The 17,472-nt window shown below is 40.8% G+C and carries 14 protein-coding genes and 1 tRNA gene; 6 read left to right on the top strand and 9 right to left on the bottom strand.

Annotation, left to right across the window (positions count from 1 at the left end; genetic code table 11):
* Nucleotides 1–3: 3 nt before the first annotated feature.
* The 3 genes from ACO1XM_RS05400 to ACO1XM_RS05390 form a co-directional block, all read right to left on the bottom strand.
* Complete coding sequence (locus ACO1XM_RS05400; protein ID WP_486226628.1) at nt 4–633, bottom strand: TetR/AcrR family transcriptional regulator; 630 nt, start codon at nt 631–633, stop codon at nt 4–6.
* Between the two features lie 125 nt (nt 634–758).
* Nucleotides 759–1,115, bottom strand: coding sequence for a hypothetical protein (locus ACO1XM_RS05395; protein ID WP_486226626.1), 357 nt, complete (start codon nt 1,113–1,115; stop codon nt 759–761).
* A 27-nt stretch (nt 1,116–1,142) separates the two neighbouring features.
* Nucleotides 1,143–1,685: an RNA polymerase sigma factor gene (locus tag ACO1XM_RS05390; protein WP_486226624.1), complete on the bottom strand. Its 543-nt coding sequence runs from the start codon at nt 1,683–1,685 to the stop codon at nt 1,143–1,145.
* Between the two features lie 136 nt (nt 1,686–1,821).
* Between ACO1XM_RS05390 and ACO1XM_RS05385 the strand changes: the two genes are divergently transcribed.
* From ACO1XM_RS05385 to ACO1XM_RS05375, 3 genes are all read left to right on the top strand, one after another.
* On the top strand, nt 1,822–2,622 hold the full coding sequence (locus tag ACO1XM_RS05385) for an alpha/beta fold hydrolase (protein ID WP_486226622.1): 801 nt from the start codon (nt 1,822–1,824) through the stop codon (nt 2,620–2,622).
* A gap of 141 nt (nt 2,623–2,763) precedes the next feature.
* Nucleotides 2,764–6,432, top strand: a complete 3,669-nt coding sequence (gene purL / locus ACO1XM_RS05380; protein WP_486226620.1) for a phosphoribosylformylglycinamidine synthase — start codon at nt 2,764–2,766, stop codon at nt 6,430–6,432.
* Between the two features lie 95 nt (nt 6,433–6,527).
* Nucleotides 6,528–7,457: a PhnD/SsuA/transferrin family substrate-binding protein gene (locus ACO1XM_RS05375; protein ID WP_486226618.1), complete on the top strand. Its 930-nt coding sequence runs from the start codon at nt 6,528–6,530 to the stop codon at nt 7,455–7,457.
* A gap of 28 nt (nt 7,458–7,485) precedes the next feature.
* On the opposite strand, the gene ACO1XM_RS05370 is transcribed toward ACO1XM_RS05375, so the two are convergent.
* From ACO1XM_RS05370 to ACO1XM_RS05345, 6 genes are all read right to left on the bottom strand, one after another.
* On the bottom strand, nt 7,486–9,105 hold the full coding sequence (locus ACO1XM_RS05370) for an ABC-F family ATP-binding cassette domain-containing protein (RefSeq protein WP_486226616.1): 1,620 nt from the start codon (nt 9,103–9,105) through the stop codon (nt 7,486–7,488).
* A 334-nt stretch (nt 9,106–9,439) separates the two neighbouring features.
* Nucleotides 9,440–12,004, bottom strand: coding sequence for a phosphoenolpyruvate carboxylase (locus ACO1XM_RS05365; protein WP_486226614.1), 2,565 nt, complete (start codon nt 12,002–12,004; stop codon nt 9,440–9,442).
* 235 nt (nt 12,005–12,239) lie between these two features.
* A complete protein-coding gene (locus ACO1XM_RS05360) occupies nt 12,240–12,656 on the bottom strand; it encodes a BLUF domain-containing protein (protein ID WP_486226612.1) in 417 nt (138 codons plus the stop codon).
* Between the two features lie 202 nt (nt 12,657–12,858).
* Nucleotides 12,859–13,473, bottom strand: a complete 615-nt coding sequence (locus ACO1XM_RS05355; protein WP_486226610.1) for a CDP-alcohol phosphatidyltransferase family protein — start codon at nt 13,471–13,473, stop codon at nt 12,859–12,861.
* A 159-nt stretch (nt 13,474–13,632) separates the two neighbouring features.
* A complete protein-coding gene (locus tag ACO1XM_RS05350; protein ID WP_486226608.1) occupies nt 13,633–14,475 on the bottom strand; it encodes an energy transducer TonB in 843 nt (280 codons plus the stop codon).
* A gap of 360 nt (nt 14,476–14,835) precedes the next feature.
* Nucleotides 14,836–15,405, bottom strand: coding sequence for a hypothetical protein (locus ACO1XM_RS05345; RefSeq protein ID WP_486226606.1), 570 nt, complete (start codon nt 15,403–15,405; stop codon nt 14,836–14,838).
* A gap of 261 nt (nt 15,406–15,666) precedes the next feature.
* Between ACO1XM_RS05345 and ACO1XM_RS05340 the strand changes: the two genes are divergently transcribed.
* The 3 genes from ACO1XM_RS05340 (at nt 15,667) to ACO1XM_RS05330 (ending at nt 17,468) form a co-directional block, all read left to right on the top strand.
* Nucleotides 15,667–16,239: a DUF4136 domain-containing protein gene (locus ACO1XM_RS05340; protein WP_486226604.1), complete on the top strand. Its 573-nt coding sequence runs from the start codon at nt 15,667–15,669 to the stop codon at nt 16,237–16,239.
* A gap of 113 nt (nt 16,240–16,352) precedes the next feature.
* Nucleotides 16,353–16,423: transfer RNA gene (locus ACO1XM_RS05335), tRNA-Gln, on the top strand.
* A gap of 112 nt (nt 16,424–16,535) precedes the next feature.
* Nucleotides 16,536–17,468 (top strand): ribose-phosphate pyrophosphokinase, encoded by a 933-nt coding sequence (locus tag ACO1XM_RS05330; protein ID WP_486226602.1) that lies wholly within the window; start codon nt 16,536–16,538, stop codon nt 17,466–17,468.
* Nucleotides 17,469–17,472: the final 4 nt, after the last annotated feature.

The raw sequence follows: 17,472 nt of genomic DNA, 5'->3' as shown, positions 1-17,472 counted from the left end.
GGATTAAGGATTGGTTATTTCAATTGATTTATTTTTACATTTTTGATAAATTTTCTTTCCTTTTTCGGTGACTAGCCCATAGACAAAGTGATCAAATAGTTGTACTTGTATTTCCGACAATTTGAACTTCTTCTCCTGAAACAGTTCCTCGCTAAAAGCCGCTTGTATAGTTTCTACTCGCAGTACTGCAAAAATCTCTGGATTAATCTCTTCGCGTATATACCCCTCCTCAATGCCTTGCTTCAGATTATCTACTACTTCCTGGATCAATTCCTTTTTAAAGTTTAACCAGATTGCCCAGGCCTTCGGATGAAACTTCTGAATATCGAACAACATGGCAGGGTTGACCATATCCATTTCCTGCTTCATACAGAGCGAAATGTTAGCCAGATGCTCTATTGAATTGGCAGCATTTATACGAATCTGCTCAAAAACTTCATGTTGACTTTGCAGATGCGATTTAGACACTGCCACCACTAAATCTTCCTTATCCGCAAAATGTTGGTAAAGTGTTTTCTTGGAAACCGATAAATGGCGGGCTATGTCATCCATCGAGATACTCCTCACCCCATAGCGCCTGAAAAGCTCTTCGCTTCCTTTTAAAATCTTGTCTTTTATTTCTAACTCTTCCATGTGGGTACAAAACTGCGGAAACTTTTGGTATTTTAAAAGTTTCCAACGTTTCCTTTAACGCCATGCCGGCACAATAGTTGAGTTTTTTTAGAATATTTTTTTGGAGAAGTGTCCGAAGTGGAATTTCAACCGTTTGAAGTGTCTGTATTCTCTGTTGAAGCTTTTTCGTCCCAACGACACCATTTTTCCTTCATCCGCTTTTTGAAATGCTCGCGGTCTTCGGGGCTCATGCTCTGAAATTTATCATACATCTGCTTCTTCATCTTCCAATGGCGCGCGCCACCACCACAACTTTTACCACCAAAACCAAAAAGTATTTTGGATAAGAGTAACAAACCGAAAGTTTGCAGCAGGTTAATCGCTGGTAAACCAAATATTGTTGGCATTAACCAGTTCCACAGGTTCATGGTAAGCAGACCGATGAGGGCAACAAACAAAATGCCTAGACCAACCCACATCACTATTTTCAATCCTTTGTTCATAAAATCTTTTCCGGCTAATTCCGGACTTTATAATTCATCGTATAATTTCTGTAACCTCTTTCTCAAGGCAATAATAGCGTAGCGCTTGCGCGATAGCAGTGTATTAATGGAAACGTCCGTTTCTTCTGCAATCTCTCTGAAGCCCTTCTCCTCCATCTCATTCTTAATGAATATCTCCCGTTGATCAGCCGGCAGTTCATCTAAAGCATCCATGATCGTATCCCATATTAAATCCCTGAAATAGGCATCTTCTGGTGTGTTACCTAAGTCGGGTAAAATTTCCTGCAGGGTAATGGGGGCATCATCTTCCAGTAAAGAAAGGCCTTCAAAATCTGCACGCTGAGGTCTCGTGCTCTCTTTTCTGTAACGATCAATAATTTTATTGCGTGCCACAGAATACAACCATGATGTTACTCTGTCAAGCGACTCAATGGTTTGGTAACCGGAAACAAATTGAAAGAAAACATCCTGCAGAATATCTTCAGCCTCTTCTGCAGACGATACCTTGCTGCGAATAAAATTCAACAGCCTGCCGCGTTCTTTCAGAAAGGTTTCTTGTTGTGTCTGCATGGTTACGTCCATCGCCAACATCATATGCTTTTTTAATGGAGTCGGGACGGCTAAGGAAATAGTCTAACAAGATTAGGAAATATTTCAGTAGAAAGTTCCCTGCCCCGCTTCCAGATCAACACAAAGCTTATCTTGCATGCAGGACAAACGAATGCAAACAGCTTTTTTCACATATCAACAAGCCAAGCTCTGTTATCATAAAATCGGCAAGGGTTCTAAAATCCTGCTTTTTTTCCACGGCTACGGACAGCACGGGAAGGTGTTTGAGGAGAACTCCCGTTTTTTGGAGGAAGAGTATACTTGCTATCTCTTTGATTTGTTTTTTCATGGACAAAGTGAATGGAATTATGGTGAGGATGTGCTCACCAAAGATTTCTGGCATGCACTTATTCAGGCCTTTCTGGAGGAACAGCAAATAAATCGTTTTTCATTGGCGGGCTTCAGCATGGGGGGGCGCTTTGTTTTTGCCACATTGGAGGCGAAGGCTCCTTATGTGGACGCTATTTACCTGATGGCTCCGGATGGTGTTAAAACCAATTTCTGGTATAACCTGGCTACTTACCCTACCATTTTCAGAAGGCTATTTAGAAGTATGATCCTCCATCCCTCCTATTTTTATAGTGTTGCCAATGTCATTCACAAAATCGGCCTGGTCGATAAGGGCCTTATCCGTTTTGCTGAAAGTCAGATGAAGACAGAAGCTATGCGCAGTCGCGTTTATCATTCCTGGGTAGTATTCAGGGTCTTGCTTTTTGACATGCAGAAAATAGCTGCTCTGATTAAACAACATGCTATTCCTACCAGTATGGTGCTCGGCAAATTTGACAAAGTGATAACTGTTAAAAACATGCAACACTTGCTTAAGCATTTGCCCGCATGCAAAGTTGAATTACTGGATACCGGGCATAATGGAATTATCAGTCAATGGAGGCCATAGACAAGATCTTGCCAATGGTTGTGCCCACGGATATGGGATATCAATGCCAAACGATGCATTTATCGAGTATAAAATCAAAAAAGTAAAAGCCTTTCTCCCCGATAAACCTTACTTTTGCACCTTCTTCAAATCCACCTCACCATGGTTTCATTTTTCAGGAATACCAACGGCCACCTCTACGCTGTTGGCACGCCCGCTATTTTACAAAGTTCTGACATTCAAAAGCTTGAGTGGCTCTTCAGCGGAGCTCAACTGCTGACAGACAAGCGTCTGTCTGGTGAATTTATTGGCCCCAGAAAGGAAATGATTACACCCTGGAGTACCAATGCCGTAGAGATCACCCAGACCATGGGTATTGTAGGAATCAGTAGAATCGAAGAATTTCAAATTTCAGATTCAACATTGCCTTTCGACAGGATGTTGCAGCATAAATACAATGGTCTGGATCAGGATATTTTTACAATACAACACACACCGGAAGAAATAAAACTGATTGATGACATTGCTGCATACAGCGCAAAAGAAGGCTTGGCTTTAAGCAAAGAAGAAGTTGATTATCTGGAAAATGTAAGCAAGGAATTAGGTCGCAAGCTTACCGATAGCGAAGTATTCGGTTTCTCTCAGGTAAATTCAGAACACTGTCGCCACAAAATTTTCAATGGCACTTTTATTATTGATGGTAAGGAAATGCCCACAACGCTTTTCAAACTCATCAAGAAGACTTCACAGGAAAATCCGAATTACATAGTCTCTGCCTATAAGGACAACGTTGCTTTCATTAATGGTCCACAGATAGAACAGTTTGCTCCAGCCTCACCCGATCAACCTGATTTCTATAAGACAACATCTATCAAATCCATTATTTCTTTAAAAGCAGAAACGCACAATTTCCCTACTACGGTGGAGCCATTCAACGGTGCCGCTACTGGCTCTGGTGGAGAGATCCGCGATCGTCTGGCAGGTGGCAAGGGTTCTATCCCCTTAGCAGGTACTGCTGTGTACATCACATCTTATCCACGCATGGAAGAAGGTCGTGCCTGGGAAAAAAATATCGATCCGCGGAAATGGTTGTATCAAACACCTGAGGAGATTTTAATCAAGGCCTCCGATGGTGCTTCTGATTTCGGAAACAAGTTTGGGCAACCCTTGATCAATGGAAGTGTATTAACCTTCGAACATGTTGAAGGCGATAAAAAACTGGGCTTTGATAAAGTGATTATGCTGGCCGGTGGTATCGGTTATGGCAAAGAAGAAGATGCCCAGAAAGAACATTTACAAGCTGGCGATAAAATTGTATTGCTCGGTGGCGATAACTATCGCATAGGCATGGGTGGTGGTGCAGTTTCCTCTGTGGCTACAGGTGAGTATGGTAATGCCATTGAGCTCAATGCCATTCAGCGCTCTAACCCTGAAATGCAAAAACGCGCCATGAATGCCATACGCGCTATGGCTGAAATGGAAAAGAACCCAATTGTTTCTATCCACGATCATGGTGCTGGTGGTCACTTCAATTGTTTGTCGGAATTATTAGAAGAAACTGGTGGAAATATTGACACCTCGAAAATTCCGGTAGGCGACCCTACGCTTTCTCAACGCGAAATTTTAAGTAATGAATCGCAGGAAAGAATGGGGCTTGCAATAAAAGATAAAGACATCGCTTTTCTGCAACGGGTAGCTGAGCGCGAACGCTCACCCATGTATGTAATCGGTGAAGCCACCGGTGATCAACAACTAATTTTCGGTAAAGCATCCGAAACGCACAAGCCCATCAACTTTAAAGTAGAACATTTGCTAGGCTCATCGCCTAAAACCATTTTAACGGACGCTGCTACAGCAAGTAACTACAAGGAAATTAGTTATGATGTAAGAAAGCTTGAGCAATACATTAATCAGGTATTACAACTCGAATCGGTGGCCTGTAAAGACTGGTTAACCAATAAAGTAGATCGCTCAGTTACAGGGCGAGTGGCCACGCAACAAACATGTGGTGCCATACAATTGCCACTGAACAATGTTGGTGTGATGGCACTTGATTTTGTAAGCCATACAGGTATTGCTACTGCCAACGGCCATGCACCAGGCGCTGCTTTGGTAGATGCGAAAGCCGGAAGTCAGCTGGCCATTGCCGAAGCCTTAACCAATATTATTTTTGCACCACTTACGCACGGACTGAAAGGTGTTTCATTGAGTGCCAACTGGATGTGGCCTGCCAAGCAGCAGGGTGAGAATGCACGCTTGTATGAAGCTGTGCAGGGGGTAAGTGATTTCGCGCTTGCACTCGGCATTAATATTCCTACCGGTAAGGATTCTTTGTCGATGACACAAAAGTATCCGAATGGAGAAGTAGTGTTATCGCCCGGTACCGTTATTATTTCTGCCGTAGGAGAAGTCAGTGATGTGCGTAAAACCACCTCGCCTGCACTTCAACCTAAAACTGGCAGCAAATTAATTTACATCGACTTCTCTAAAGACAAAATGAAACTAGGCGGCAGCAGCCTGGCTCAGGTACTTAGTGCTTTGGGTAAAGTAACTCCAAGCATTACTGATGCCGCATACTTTGCAAAGGCATTTAACGCGGTACAAGAGTTAATTCAACAAAACCTTGTACTCGCAGGCCATGATATTTCTTCTGGCGGACTTATTACCACTTTGTTAGAGATGTGTTTCCCTACACCTGATGTTGGGCTTAACATCACGCATACTTTTGATGCAGATGTGGTGAAAGCATTGTTCAGTGAGAATCCGGGTATTGTTTTACAAATAGAAAACAATACTGCTGAAAAATTCTTGCAGACAAATAACATCGACTTTATTGTGTTGGGTGAAGTAACAAGCGCCAGAATATTGTCCATTGCAAATCATCAATTGTCAATTGATGCACTCAGAGATGTCTGGTTCAAAACTTCTTTCTTGTTTGATCAGAAACAACGCAAGAAAGGACATGCCTTACAACGTTTCGAAAATTATAAGAAGCAAAAACTAGAATACACATTCCCAAAAAACTTCACCGGTCAATTAGCAGATTATGGTTTAAGTACATCACGCACAAGCAAGTCGAACATCAAAGCGGCTATCATTCGCGAAAAAGGATCGAATGGGGAGCGTGAAATGGCCTATGCCTTACACCTGGCCGGCTTCGATGTAAAAGATGTACACATGACTGACCTTATAACCGGAAGGGAAGATTTAAGTGATGTGAACATGATTGCCTTCGTAGGTGGCTTCTCTAATTCAGATGTACTGGGTTCTGCTAAAGGCTGGGCCGGTGCTTTCTTGTATAATGAAAAAGCTAAACTTGCCCTTGACAATTTCTACAAGCGTAAAGATACCTTAAGTCTTGGTGTGTGTAATGGTTGCCAGTTGATGATGGAATTAGGTTTGCTCTATCCTGAATTAGGAGACAAGCATCCACGCATGCACCACAATGGTTCTGGTCGCTATGAATCTACTTTTGTAAACATGAGTGTCCCTGAAAACAACTCTGTGATGCTATCAAGCTATGTCGGCACGCGCTTAGGGGTATGGTTGGCCCATGGTGAGGGTCGCTTCCAATTGAAAGATCAGAAAAATTATACAGTAGCCGCTCGCTTCAGCTATGAGCAGTATCCTGGCAATCCAAACGATTCAGATTTTGCCACGGCAGCCCTATGCTCTGTTGACGGTCGTCATTTAGCCATTATGCCGCACATCGAGCGTTCACTTTTTGCCTGGAACTGGCCTTATTATCCGGCAGGAAAACAGCAGCATGAAGTATCGCCCTGGATAGAGGCTTTTGTCAATGCACGGAAGTGGGTAGAGGGAAATGGTTGATGATTAATTAATATTCGTTATTCGTTATTCGTTATTCGTTATTCGTTATTCGTTATTCGTTAAAAAACTATAGCGCTTCATCTGAAACGATTTTAGTGCATAATCGTATAGATAAGGCTATGCGCATTCTTCTATCATTGCTACTATTTACAACTCTGTCAAGTCAATTGACTTTTGCGCAAGCTTCGCTGCAAGTGGCCACTTATCAATATGCCACTAACAACAGACTTGCCAATATCAAACCCCTGGCTGATCATTTGGCTGTTAGCTGTAGCTGCATAGCAACAGTAAAAAGTTATGAATCGGTAAATGCCATGCTCACAGGCATGCAGGCTAATGAAAGTGATTTGGTACTGATGAATACTTTTGGTTATCTCTTGCTTGATGCCACGCAGAAAAATTACAAAACACTTGCGGCCTTGCAACTTGCAAAAGGTAAACCGAGTACCTACCAAAGCGCCATTGTTGTCAAGAAGGATTTAGGCATTAACACATTGGAAGAAGTGAAAGAACGCGCTGCTGACTTACATTTATTACTTGTTAACCCAGGCTCTACTTCGGGTAACTTAGTACCCAGATTAGGGTTCGCCTCTGCAGGCATTGATAATGCCGATCAAGCTTTTAAGTCAGTTACGTATTCCAAAAATCACGCAAAAACCTTACAGGAAATTATTGGTGGTCATTATGATATCGGTGCCTTCGGAAGTGAAGAGTATGCCAAAGCGCTTGCAAAGGATTCGAGCATACGTGAAAAAGTAAATATCATCTGGACGTCATCTGACATTCCCCTTGGTCCTGTGATGATCAAGACTTCTCTGGATAAAAAAATACAGGCTTGTATTAAAAAAGAATTACTGGCGCTGCATCTCAACAACCTAGCAGTCCTGGAATCAGTAAAAGCTGGCTGGACAGAAGCTATACCGGCTGACCGTTATGTTTTAATTACTGATAAAGATTATCAACAATGGTTGAACAGCATGGGCGGCAAGCAAGCATTAAATATTATCCGGCAGTTTAGTCAGTAATTTTTCTCTACTGTATAAAGCGTAAAGCTTAGGCGTAAAGCGCCTGCTTCTGCTCAGCAATCTTATCGCTCTCGATATACTCATCATAACTCATCATTTTATCAATGATGCCATTGGGCGTAAGCTCCACAATGCGGTTAGCTACAGTATTTACAAACTCATGGTCATGAGAAGTAAACAATACTGTGCCCGGAAAATCTTTCAATGCGTTGTTAAAGGCCTGAATCGATTCCAGATCAAGGTGATTGGTTGGTTCGTCTAACATTAACAAGTTGGCACCGGCCAACATCATGCGCGATACCATACACCTAACCTTCTCTCCTCCCGACAATACGCTACACTTCTTAAAAACTTCTTCTCCCGAGAAAAGCATCTTACCTAAGAATCCGCGAATGTATACTTCATCTTTGTTTTCTTCTTCAGCATACTGGCGTAACCAGTCCACTAAATTATCATCGGTCTTAAAAAAGGCTTCATTGTTACCAGGTAAGTAGGCGGTGGTAATGGTCTGCCCAAATTTGAACTCACCCGTATCCGGCTTCAGTTCATTATTTAAGATCTGGAAAAGTGAAGAGATGGCCAAGCCGCTTTTGCTTAGGAAGGCAATCTTGTCGCCCTTCTTTACATATAAGTCTAATCCTTTAAACAGTGTTTCACCATTTTGTGAATAGCTCAGATTCTCAATTTGTAAAATCTGATCTCCAGCTGTGCGCTTCTGCTGGAAAATAATCGCAGGATATCTTCTTGTTGATGGCTGAATGTCATCCACGTTAATCTTCTCCAATAATTTCCTGCGACTTGTCGCCTGACGCGACTTAGAAGCATTCGCACTGAAGCGTCTGATGAATTCCTGTAACTCGGCTTTTTTCTCTTCCGCTTTTTTATTGGCATTAGAGCGTTGTTGGGAAGCCAACTGACTGGATTGATACCAGAAAGAATAGTTACCCGAATATACTTTCACTTGCTTGTAGTCAATATCAACGATGTGCGTAGATACTGTATCCAAAAAGTGACGATCGTGTGATACAACAATCACAGTGTTTTTAAATTCTAACAGGAAATCTTCCAACCAGGTGATGGTGTTCAAATCCAAATCGTTGGTAGGTTCATCCAGAATCAAAATATCAGGGTTACCGAAAATAGCCTGTGCCAATAACACACGTACTTTCTGGTTACCGCTCAATTCTTTTACATCTTTAAAATGTTCTTCTTCGGTAATACCCAAACCACTTAACAAGGCAGCCGCATCTGATTGTGCATTCCAGCCATCCATTTCGGCAAACTCTGCCTCCAGTTCCGATGCGCGCACACCGTCTTCTTCAGAAAAATCGGGTTTTTCATAGATCGCATCTTTCTCTTTCATGATCTTCCACAACTTAGCGTGGCCCATCATTACCGTATCAATTACCGGGACGTTATCAAATTCGTAGTGATTCTGACGCAACACCGCCATGCGTTTGCCTGCATCAATACTGATATTACCGCGCGTAGGATCAATATCGCCAGCAAGGATTTTTAAAAAAGTAGACTTACCTGCTCCATTGGCGCCAATAACACCATAGCAGTTGCCTGCGGTAAACTTGATATTTACCTCATCAAATAATACCCTTTTCCCAAATTGTAATGAAATGTTGTTTGCCGCGATCATTTTCTATGCTTTGACTTGCAAAGGTACAAAATAGAAGTGAACGATAAATCGTCTTTATCGCTTCAACTTTTTATTCTGTGCAACGCAACATTTCAAAACTTAATTTTGAAAAAGAAAGACACAGGTATATACTCTTACAGTAAAGAGACATTTTACTAGAGGCTATCTCAAGAATAAGAGGAGTCGTTAAGTTATCCCAATTAAATCGGGGTAAGCAGCTGGCTGGAAGCTATAAATTCCCCTCACCAGATTGCTTCCTCACCCCAGCACACTTTCAACGCTTCGTTCATTGCAATGACGCGATTATATTGTTTGAAGTATGCTGAGATGATCGCTAGGCAGAATTTCTGGCCGCGTTAATGATGCCGAACATGCAGCGAATAATCAACTTTCGGTAGCGCAACTCCATGACCCTATCAGCTTCTGCGGGTTGTGCCAAACGCATCAATGCATATTGCTGTATGGCTATCAAGGGTAATACTATTGTTTCACGCAATTTAACTGAGTCGCGTATGGTCGGGTTGTTTTCCAGTAATTCCTGCAAACCAGAAACTTCCAATACATTTTTGCGCGCCAGTAAAAATTCATCATGCATTTTATTCCAGAAAGCACCATACTCAGGATCATTGCCTAAATAGGTTGTGGCTTTGTAATAACTTTTTGTTAGCGACATCATGCTATTGCCTATCAAGGTGCGGAAGAAAAGGGAGCGCTGATATAAGGCTTGTAAGGTCTCTGCTTGTCCTTTCTCTTTCAACACCTGAATGGCTGAACCCACCCCATAAAAACCAGGAATGTTTTGTTTCATCATGGCCCAGGCACCCACAAAAGGAATGGCGCGCAGGTCTTCAAATTTCAAGCCTTCTCCCCCATTTCTTTTTACAGGGCGCGAACCAATGTTGGTGTCTCCGAAAAAGGTAAGTGGCGTTTTGTTTTCCAGGTAGGGCACAAATTTCTCATGCTGCTTCAAACTCAGGTACGCTTTGAAACCTTCATTGGCCAGGTCATCAATTAAGGCTTTGTCTGCTTCTGTTAATTGATTTTTCTTTTCAATCAGCGAACCCTGTAAACCAGCGGATAACAATTGTTCGATATTAAACTTACAAGATGCAGGTCTGCCAAAATTAGAATTGATGGTTTGTCCCTGTATGGTAATCTGTACTTCCTTTTGTTCAATAGTATCACCCAGGGATGCATAGAAGTCGTGGGTGTTTCCTCCTCCTCGTGCCGGTGGACCTCCGCGACCGTCAAAGAAAATTACATCAACCCCATATTTTCTCGAAATGGTCGTCAAGGCTTCTTTCGCTCTGAAGATTGACCAGTTCGCGCGCAGATAGCCACCATCTTTAGTACCATCTGAAAAACCAAGCATGATATCTTGCTTGTTACCACGATGTTTTATTTGTTCACGATATGCCGGAATCTGGTAGAGTTGCTCCATGATGTCACCCGCATGTTTCAAATCGTCAATGGTTTCAAAAAGAGGCACAACGTCTACCGGTACTGTAGCTTGCTTAAAATTGAGACGCGCCAATGTAAATACAGCAATCACGTCTTGTGCTTTCTGACAATTACTAATTACATAACGATGACAGCCAGCCTCTCCGTTGTTTTGCTGAATTTGTTGCAGTGCCTTTACACTGTTTACAGTCTCCTGTGCAAATTCATCCTCAATAAGCAGGTCAGTGATCGAAAAATTTAAAGCCAATAAGTAAGAGATTCTCTCTTCTTCACTAAGCGATTCGAAAGTATTGGCATTCTGTGTAATACCTTTTGCATGAAGCTGGTTAAATAAAGCGTTCCAGGCGGCTGTATGCCTGCGACTGTCTTGCCTGATATCCAATGAAGCAAAATAGAAACCGAATAATTTTACTTTAACAATGAAGGCATCGAGTAAGTCGAGAAACAAACCATCGTGCTCATGGATTAATTTCTTTCTGATGTTTAACAAATCACCCAGTAGTTGTTCGGGGGATGTGTAATGCGAACCACCTGCAAAAGCCATACTATAAATAGCCTGTTCAGCATCAAAGATCAGCCGATCGACTCCCTGAAAAGTTAACCTTCTGCGCAATATGCGTAAATCGCGGTGATAACATTTAAGAATACCTTCGCGCAACCTTTCCGCTACACGCAAGGTGATGGCACTGGTTACAAAAGGATTGCCATCGCGATCACCCCCTGGCCAGAAACCAATAGCTATTAAACGTTTGTTAGCAAAATCATCCAGCTTAACATTGAGCGCTGATTGCAACTGAATCGCTATTGAACCAATGGATTCATAAAATACATTCTCCAAAAACCAGCACAAACTCACAGCCTCATCGTAAGGCGAAGGTTTTTCTTTATTGATAAAGGCTGTTTTGCCTAATTGCTTTAACAAAAGGTTAATATGTTCCAGGTTATTTTCGCGTATAGCCCTCTCAAGATCAGTAAGTATGCCCAACACAGGGCCAGGATAAAATTGAGTCGGATGCGCAGTTAAGACTAAGCGCAAGCTAAATTCCTCAATTTTCTTTTTCAATTCTTCTTCTCGTCCCTCTTGCCGTACCTGCATTAGCAAAGCTTTGATACTTCCCTTGCCTCCCAAATCGTTCATTTGTTCAAAGGCGGAATCTTCTACCGAGTCAAAAAGAGCTACCTGGCGCTCAACATATTGTATAAATTTAAAAAGCAGGTCCAGACGCTCATCAGCGTTGGCTTGCTGCACAAAGTCAGCAAAAAAGTCTTTGACAATTTCTTCGGCTGAATTTCCCTTGGCAAAACCAGCTTCGCAATACTTTTGAAAGAGTGGCAGTAGTGTACCCGTATGGTGGATACTCGCGAAAGGCAGGTTTAAGAATAAACTATTGTAGATGTGGTAACGGGTGCCTATAAGATCGTTAAAAGCTGAGTTCATGCTCAAAGAAAACAAGAATCAGCATAGAAGCCAACCTATTTTGGATAGCATTACTAAAATTTAGGCAGCAAGCTGGAGGCTGAAGGCTAGAGCTTGTAGGTTCGAAGCTAGAGGTCAGAGGCTAGAGATTGGAAGTTAGAAAACTGAGCGACAATTATTGAGCGATCAACTATCAACTACTAACCAACAACCATCAACGACCAACTATCAACGAAGCACCATCAGCTCATGATGATTAAAAGAATTTCTTGAGCAGATTTAAAACCTTTTGTCCGCTTTCTTCCTTTCCATTAATCAGGTTTTCAAAAATCGCTTTGTCTTCAGTGGATATGCTGGTGTTAAACTCCACTTCATTGCCAGACAATTTCTTGGAGCCCATGTGCCAGCTGGGGAATGATTTTTCCTTAATCGGACTGTAGGAGATCATCATGGTGTTGCTGTGGCGATCGTCAGTCTTTATTTTATCATACAAACTCATAATCACCTTTGCTTCGCCTTCTACAAGTTGAATAAATTTTGAGTCAGAGTACAGCAATACACCTGTAATATCGAGGGGAGGGTTATTTTTTTTACAAGATTCAAGTATTTTGTCAATTTCTGCTGCTGTACAAGAAGGTTTTCTGTTGCTTACGTAAACGAGTTGTGATAACATATAATAACCGGATTTATGAATAAACGACAGTATAACAGCCGGCCTGAGATAATGTTTAAGGAAGCAGGAAATAATTTATTATATACTTAAGCGTATACGAACTGTTACATTAGGTTAGATCGGCAATTATAAGACATAGTGATTATGGCAGATAAAGAGAGGTTTTAAATCACTAGTGATATCTGTCAAACATTGGCATGCACTACTCAACCATTAAAAGTTTGTTTCTACTGATTTGCTTGCCCTGTCGAAGCAATAGTGCATGATACGATGAGGGTATATCATGTTCCCAATGTTTGAGTAGCATATAGATAAGCAGCCTGTCTGCGTGGACTACCAAACCAATTATTAAAGCAATGGTGAAATGATTTCCCTCAATCTGGAGCAATAAAAGCGTAAACTCAATGACCAAATAGATACCCCAACATTTTGATAGTATTGCATGGGGAGAAGGGTATTTCCCAAACCGTAGCAAGCTGGTTGCATACATTAATCCTTCAAGTACAAAAACAGCAAGAATTAGCTCTAAATTATATTCAATTTCATATCTGCGAATTGAATAAATAAAAAATAAAATAGATAAATAAAAAAATAAGTCGAAGATTGTATCAAGCAATCTGAAGTTCGCTGTAGAGATATTGAGTTTTCTGGCGATGATACCATCCAATACATCAGTGATCACACCTGTATACAATAAAACCAGCACGATCCTTGTGGCATCTGAATAATTTGAGAGTGTTAAGAAAATGATAACAAAGGAGAAAAGCAGCCTGCTATACAAAAGAATTTTAGGAATTTGGTATTGTAAATGCTTCATATTCTCGAATCGTGTGATAGCCCATGATCATGGTTTAGGACGCGGACGTTCAGGAAATACCTTTATTAATTCCCGACTTTAGTATTGACATGAAGAGAATACACGAAGCATCATCAATAAGGATTGGCTATAAAATTCATATGCACCTTCAATGGGAATTTATTTAAGTTCAAATGTTAAGGGTAAGACCAATCGTGAACTTACTGGTCTTCCTTTATAAAAGGCAGGATTCCACTTTCCCGAAGTTGAAAGCAAAACTTTTTTAACTATTCTTTCTGTAGGTTCATCCAAACTTACTAAAAAATTTGGATCAGTAAGTTTACCATCTTTTTCAATTATAAATTGAACGAATATCTTACCTTGTTTACCTTTAAGCTTACTAATAAGGGGGTACTTTAGCTCCTTTAAAAGGTAGGTGTAAAACTCTTTGATACCAGACTTATACACTGCTGTATCATCAGTCACTGAATATACACCATTTAATGCGACTTGATTTCCGTCAGAAAATTCATATTCAACCGTACGACTTAAAATTGTGTTTGTTTTTATCCAAGATGCCTCTTTAAAATAGCATAGGCACTTACCTATGCTTAGGAGACTGTCGCTTTTAAAATTTGTTGAACTGATACTTTGAATAAGAGTGTCCTTACTAATTTCCTGCCCATTACTACTCCAATACATCCAATCACCCTTCTTCATATCTTTCTCGATAGTACCTGCCGCCATCTTCACTCCATTATCGTAATAAAAAACAAACTCTCCATCCTTAGTCTTACCATTTTTTGATTTTGCTAATCCACTAGTAAACAATTGGCCATTTTTGTAATAGTCATAAACTAAATATTGAAATTTTCGCTCTGGATGGTTTTTAACTATTCTCTTAATATCGAAGTTATCTTCAGAAACAAAATTTTCACAAAAATCCAAATATAATGTCCTATCCTGCCCCAGTGACACGTTTACTATTGCAAATGCTGTTAAAATTACAAACAAAAGTTTCATTTTAATAAATCTCTAATCATGAATTACAAGGATACATAATTCGGTTCATTATACTGAATACCTGACAAAAAAATGAAACTAAAGCTTACATGTCAACACATAACTGATCAATGTAAACAAATTGATAAGGGTAGTATAGATAAATTCAGTTATACAGATTACAATTTAACGCTATCTCCCTGACCTCGTTGGTGCTGTGGGGTGAAAATCCGCTGGGCATCACCAACGAGTGATCCTATACCTCAATCAACATTATGTTTTTACTGCTCATGAAGTCTGCGCTTGATTATAATTTATTGGTGAGCTCACGTGCTAATGCAAACACGCAACACCAGCAAAGGCGAGAGAGGAAAATTTAACTTAGCCCCCATTGAAATCTCTAACTAGCAATTGAATGGAGGTGTCATCTTTTCTATCTAAAATTTTTTTAACTAGATCTGGTCTGTTCGAAAAGTAATTCGCAATGTCATCGCGTTGTCGAGGAAAATTCCAAATTCCTAAATGTTTTTTACTTCTGGATGATATAACAAATCTATCATTTTTGTAATGCGTCTTTCCATCATAACTAGAGCTCTTATGCAGATAAAGATTAATTCGTCCCACCTCAATTACTTGTACAAAATCTTTTACGTATTCACCCGAAATTGAACTAATTTTAAAATCTTGGATTACAGTAAAACTATCTCTTTCAACTACGAATGATACGATATCATCGGGTGTCAAATTTATTGCTTTCGAACCTGAATTTAATTTGAATTTTATGCTACTTGGCTTGCTCCCAAATACCGAGAAGCTTCCTCTGCTAAATTTAATAAGGCCCTCCACTTTCTGACCATCCTTGGCATAGTAGTGCCCATTTAAAAATGGTGCCCCAGATAAATTTTGACATTGAAGTAATAAGACTGTCAGAATAACTAAAACGAATTTCATAATTGTTTAATTTTTTATTATGCTCACCAACTCTAACCAACTGTAAGAAGAATTAAATTATTGTAATGGCTAATTTGCTTAGGGTAAATATATAATCCAAGTCTCCTTTTCACACCACACAAGTCATCAACTTTGTTTAACCCCTACCCTACCTTACCCGCTGAAACTACGTCTGTGGGTTAAACACCAGCATTGACGCCAAAAAGGTGTAGGATTTTTATTGCCTTTTTTTATTATATTCATTGCTTAAATCCAGGGTTTATGATGCGACTCTATCCAATCTTCTTACTACTTGTGTTAAGTTCCTGCCTCGGCTATAAGGAATTACCCGTAGAATACGATTACAGTTATAAAGGCAATTTCAAGAAATACCGAAGCTTTTCGATGATGCATGCCGTGGGTGCCCAGCAATCCATGACCAATGATATCATCCAAAAATCGATTGTAGCCCGCATGAAGTTTCTCGGTTACAAGGAAAACGACAATAAACCCCACCTTATCATCAGTTTTCGGATGTTTTCGGACAGCCTCCTCTTTAGTGGCTATCAGCAACCCGAAATTGAAGATTGGGTTAGCAGTCAGAAAGAAGACCTGAACTACGACCAGCAAAAATTCAATTTAAAAACGGGCACCCTACTCATACAATTCTACGACAGACGCCAAAATCGCTCGGTTTGGCAGGGTTATGCCACTACGCAATACGGATCTATCGATTTTAATAACGACCGCCATTTAAAAAATGCCGTTATCTCTATCCTGGATAAATACCGTTTCTGGGCAGAGGGCTTTCTGGAAGGTCAGACGGAAGTTGCGGAAACTGAAATTATTCCCTGATTTCAAGCCCCTGAGAATCAAATCACTGAGATTCCACTTAAAAAAGCTGGAATCAGCCTCTTGTTTTTTCAAAATTTATTCTACTTTTGCAGACCCAAATTTAGGGTAGGTATTGACCTATGGTGTAATGGTAACACAGCAGATTTTGATTCTGCTTTTCTAGGTTCGAATCCTAGTAGGTCAACAAGCAAAAATCCCCCCGAGCGGTCGGGGGGATTTTTAGTTATTAGTTGTTCATTATTGGCTTAATTTCGCTTCGCATAAATAATGGCCAACAACCAATAACGAAAAGAAATATGGCAGTAAAAATCTTCAGTGGACGATCAACCCAATACCTGTCCGATAAAATCGCGCACTCGTATGGTGAACCCCTGGGCGAGGTCTTGTACCAAACCTTCAGTGATGGTGAGATGTCTCCCTTCATTGCTGAGTCTGTTCGCGGCCATGATGTTTTTCTGATCCAATCAACTTTTCCTCCTGCCGATAATTTAATGGAGCTTTTGTTGATGGTGGACGCAGCCAAGCGTGCCAGTGCGCATAACGTGAACGTTGTAATTCCTTATTTCGGCTATGCCCGTCAGGATCGTAAGGATAAACCCCGTGTTGCCATCGCTGCCAAAATGATTGCCAACCTGATTTCGGCTGCCGGTGCTACGCGCATCATGACTTGCGATTTGCACGCAGACCAGATTCAGGGTTTCTTCGATATTCCTGTAGATCATCTGGATGGTGCTTTCATCTTCGTTCCTTATTTAAAGTCGCTTGGTCTTGAAAGCAACATCATGTTTGCTTCACCGGATGTGGGTGGCATCAAACGCGCCAGAAGTTTTGCCAAATTTTTTGAGGCAGACCTTGCTGTGTGCGATAAGTACCGCAAAGAAGCCAACAAGATTGAATCCATGCGCCTGATCGGTGAAGTGGAAGGTAAGGATGTAGTGTTGGTAGATGACCTGGTGGATACTGCCGGTACTATCTGCAAGGCTGCTGAATTATTAAAAGATAAAGGTGCCCGTTCTGTTCGCGCTGTGTGTACACACCCGGTGCTGAGTGGTAAGGCTTATGAAAATATTGAGAACTCGATGTTAGAAGAATTGGTAGTAACGGATACCATACCGTTAAAACAAAAGACTTCTAAAATTAAAGTGCTTACGGTTTCTGATCTTTTTGCGAAAGCAATACGCAAGATCCACGACCATGAGTCTATCAGTTCTTTATTTATGCGTTTGTAACAAT

It is taken from the genome of Chryseotalea sp. (genome assembly GCF_057350905.1).
Note: the sequence above shows the minus strand (reverse complement) of the source record. Positions and strands in the feature narration are given on the sequence as shown.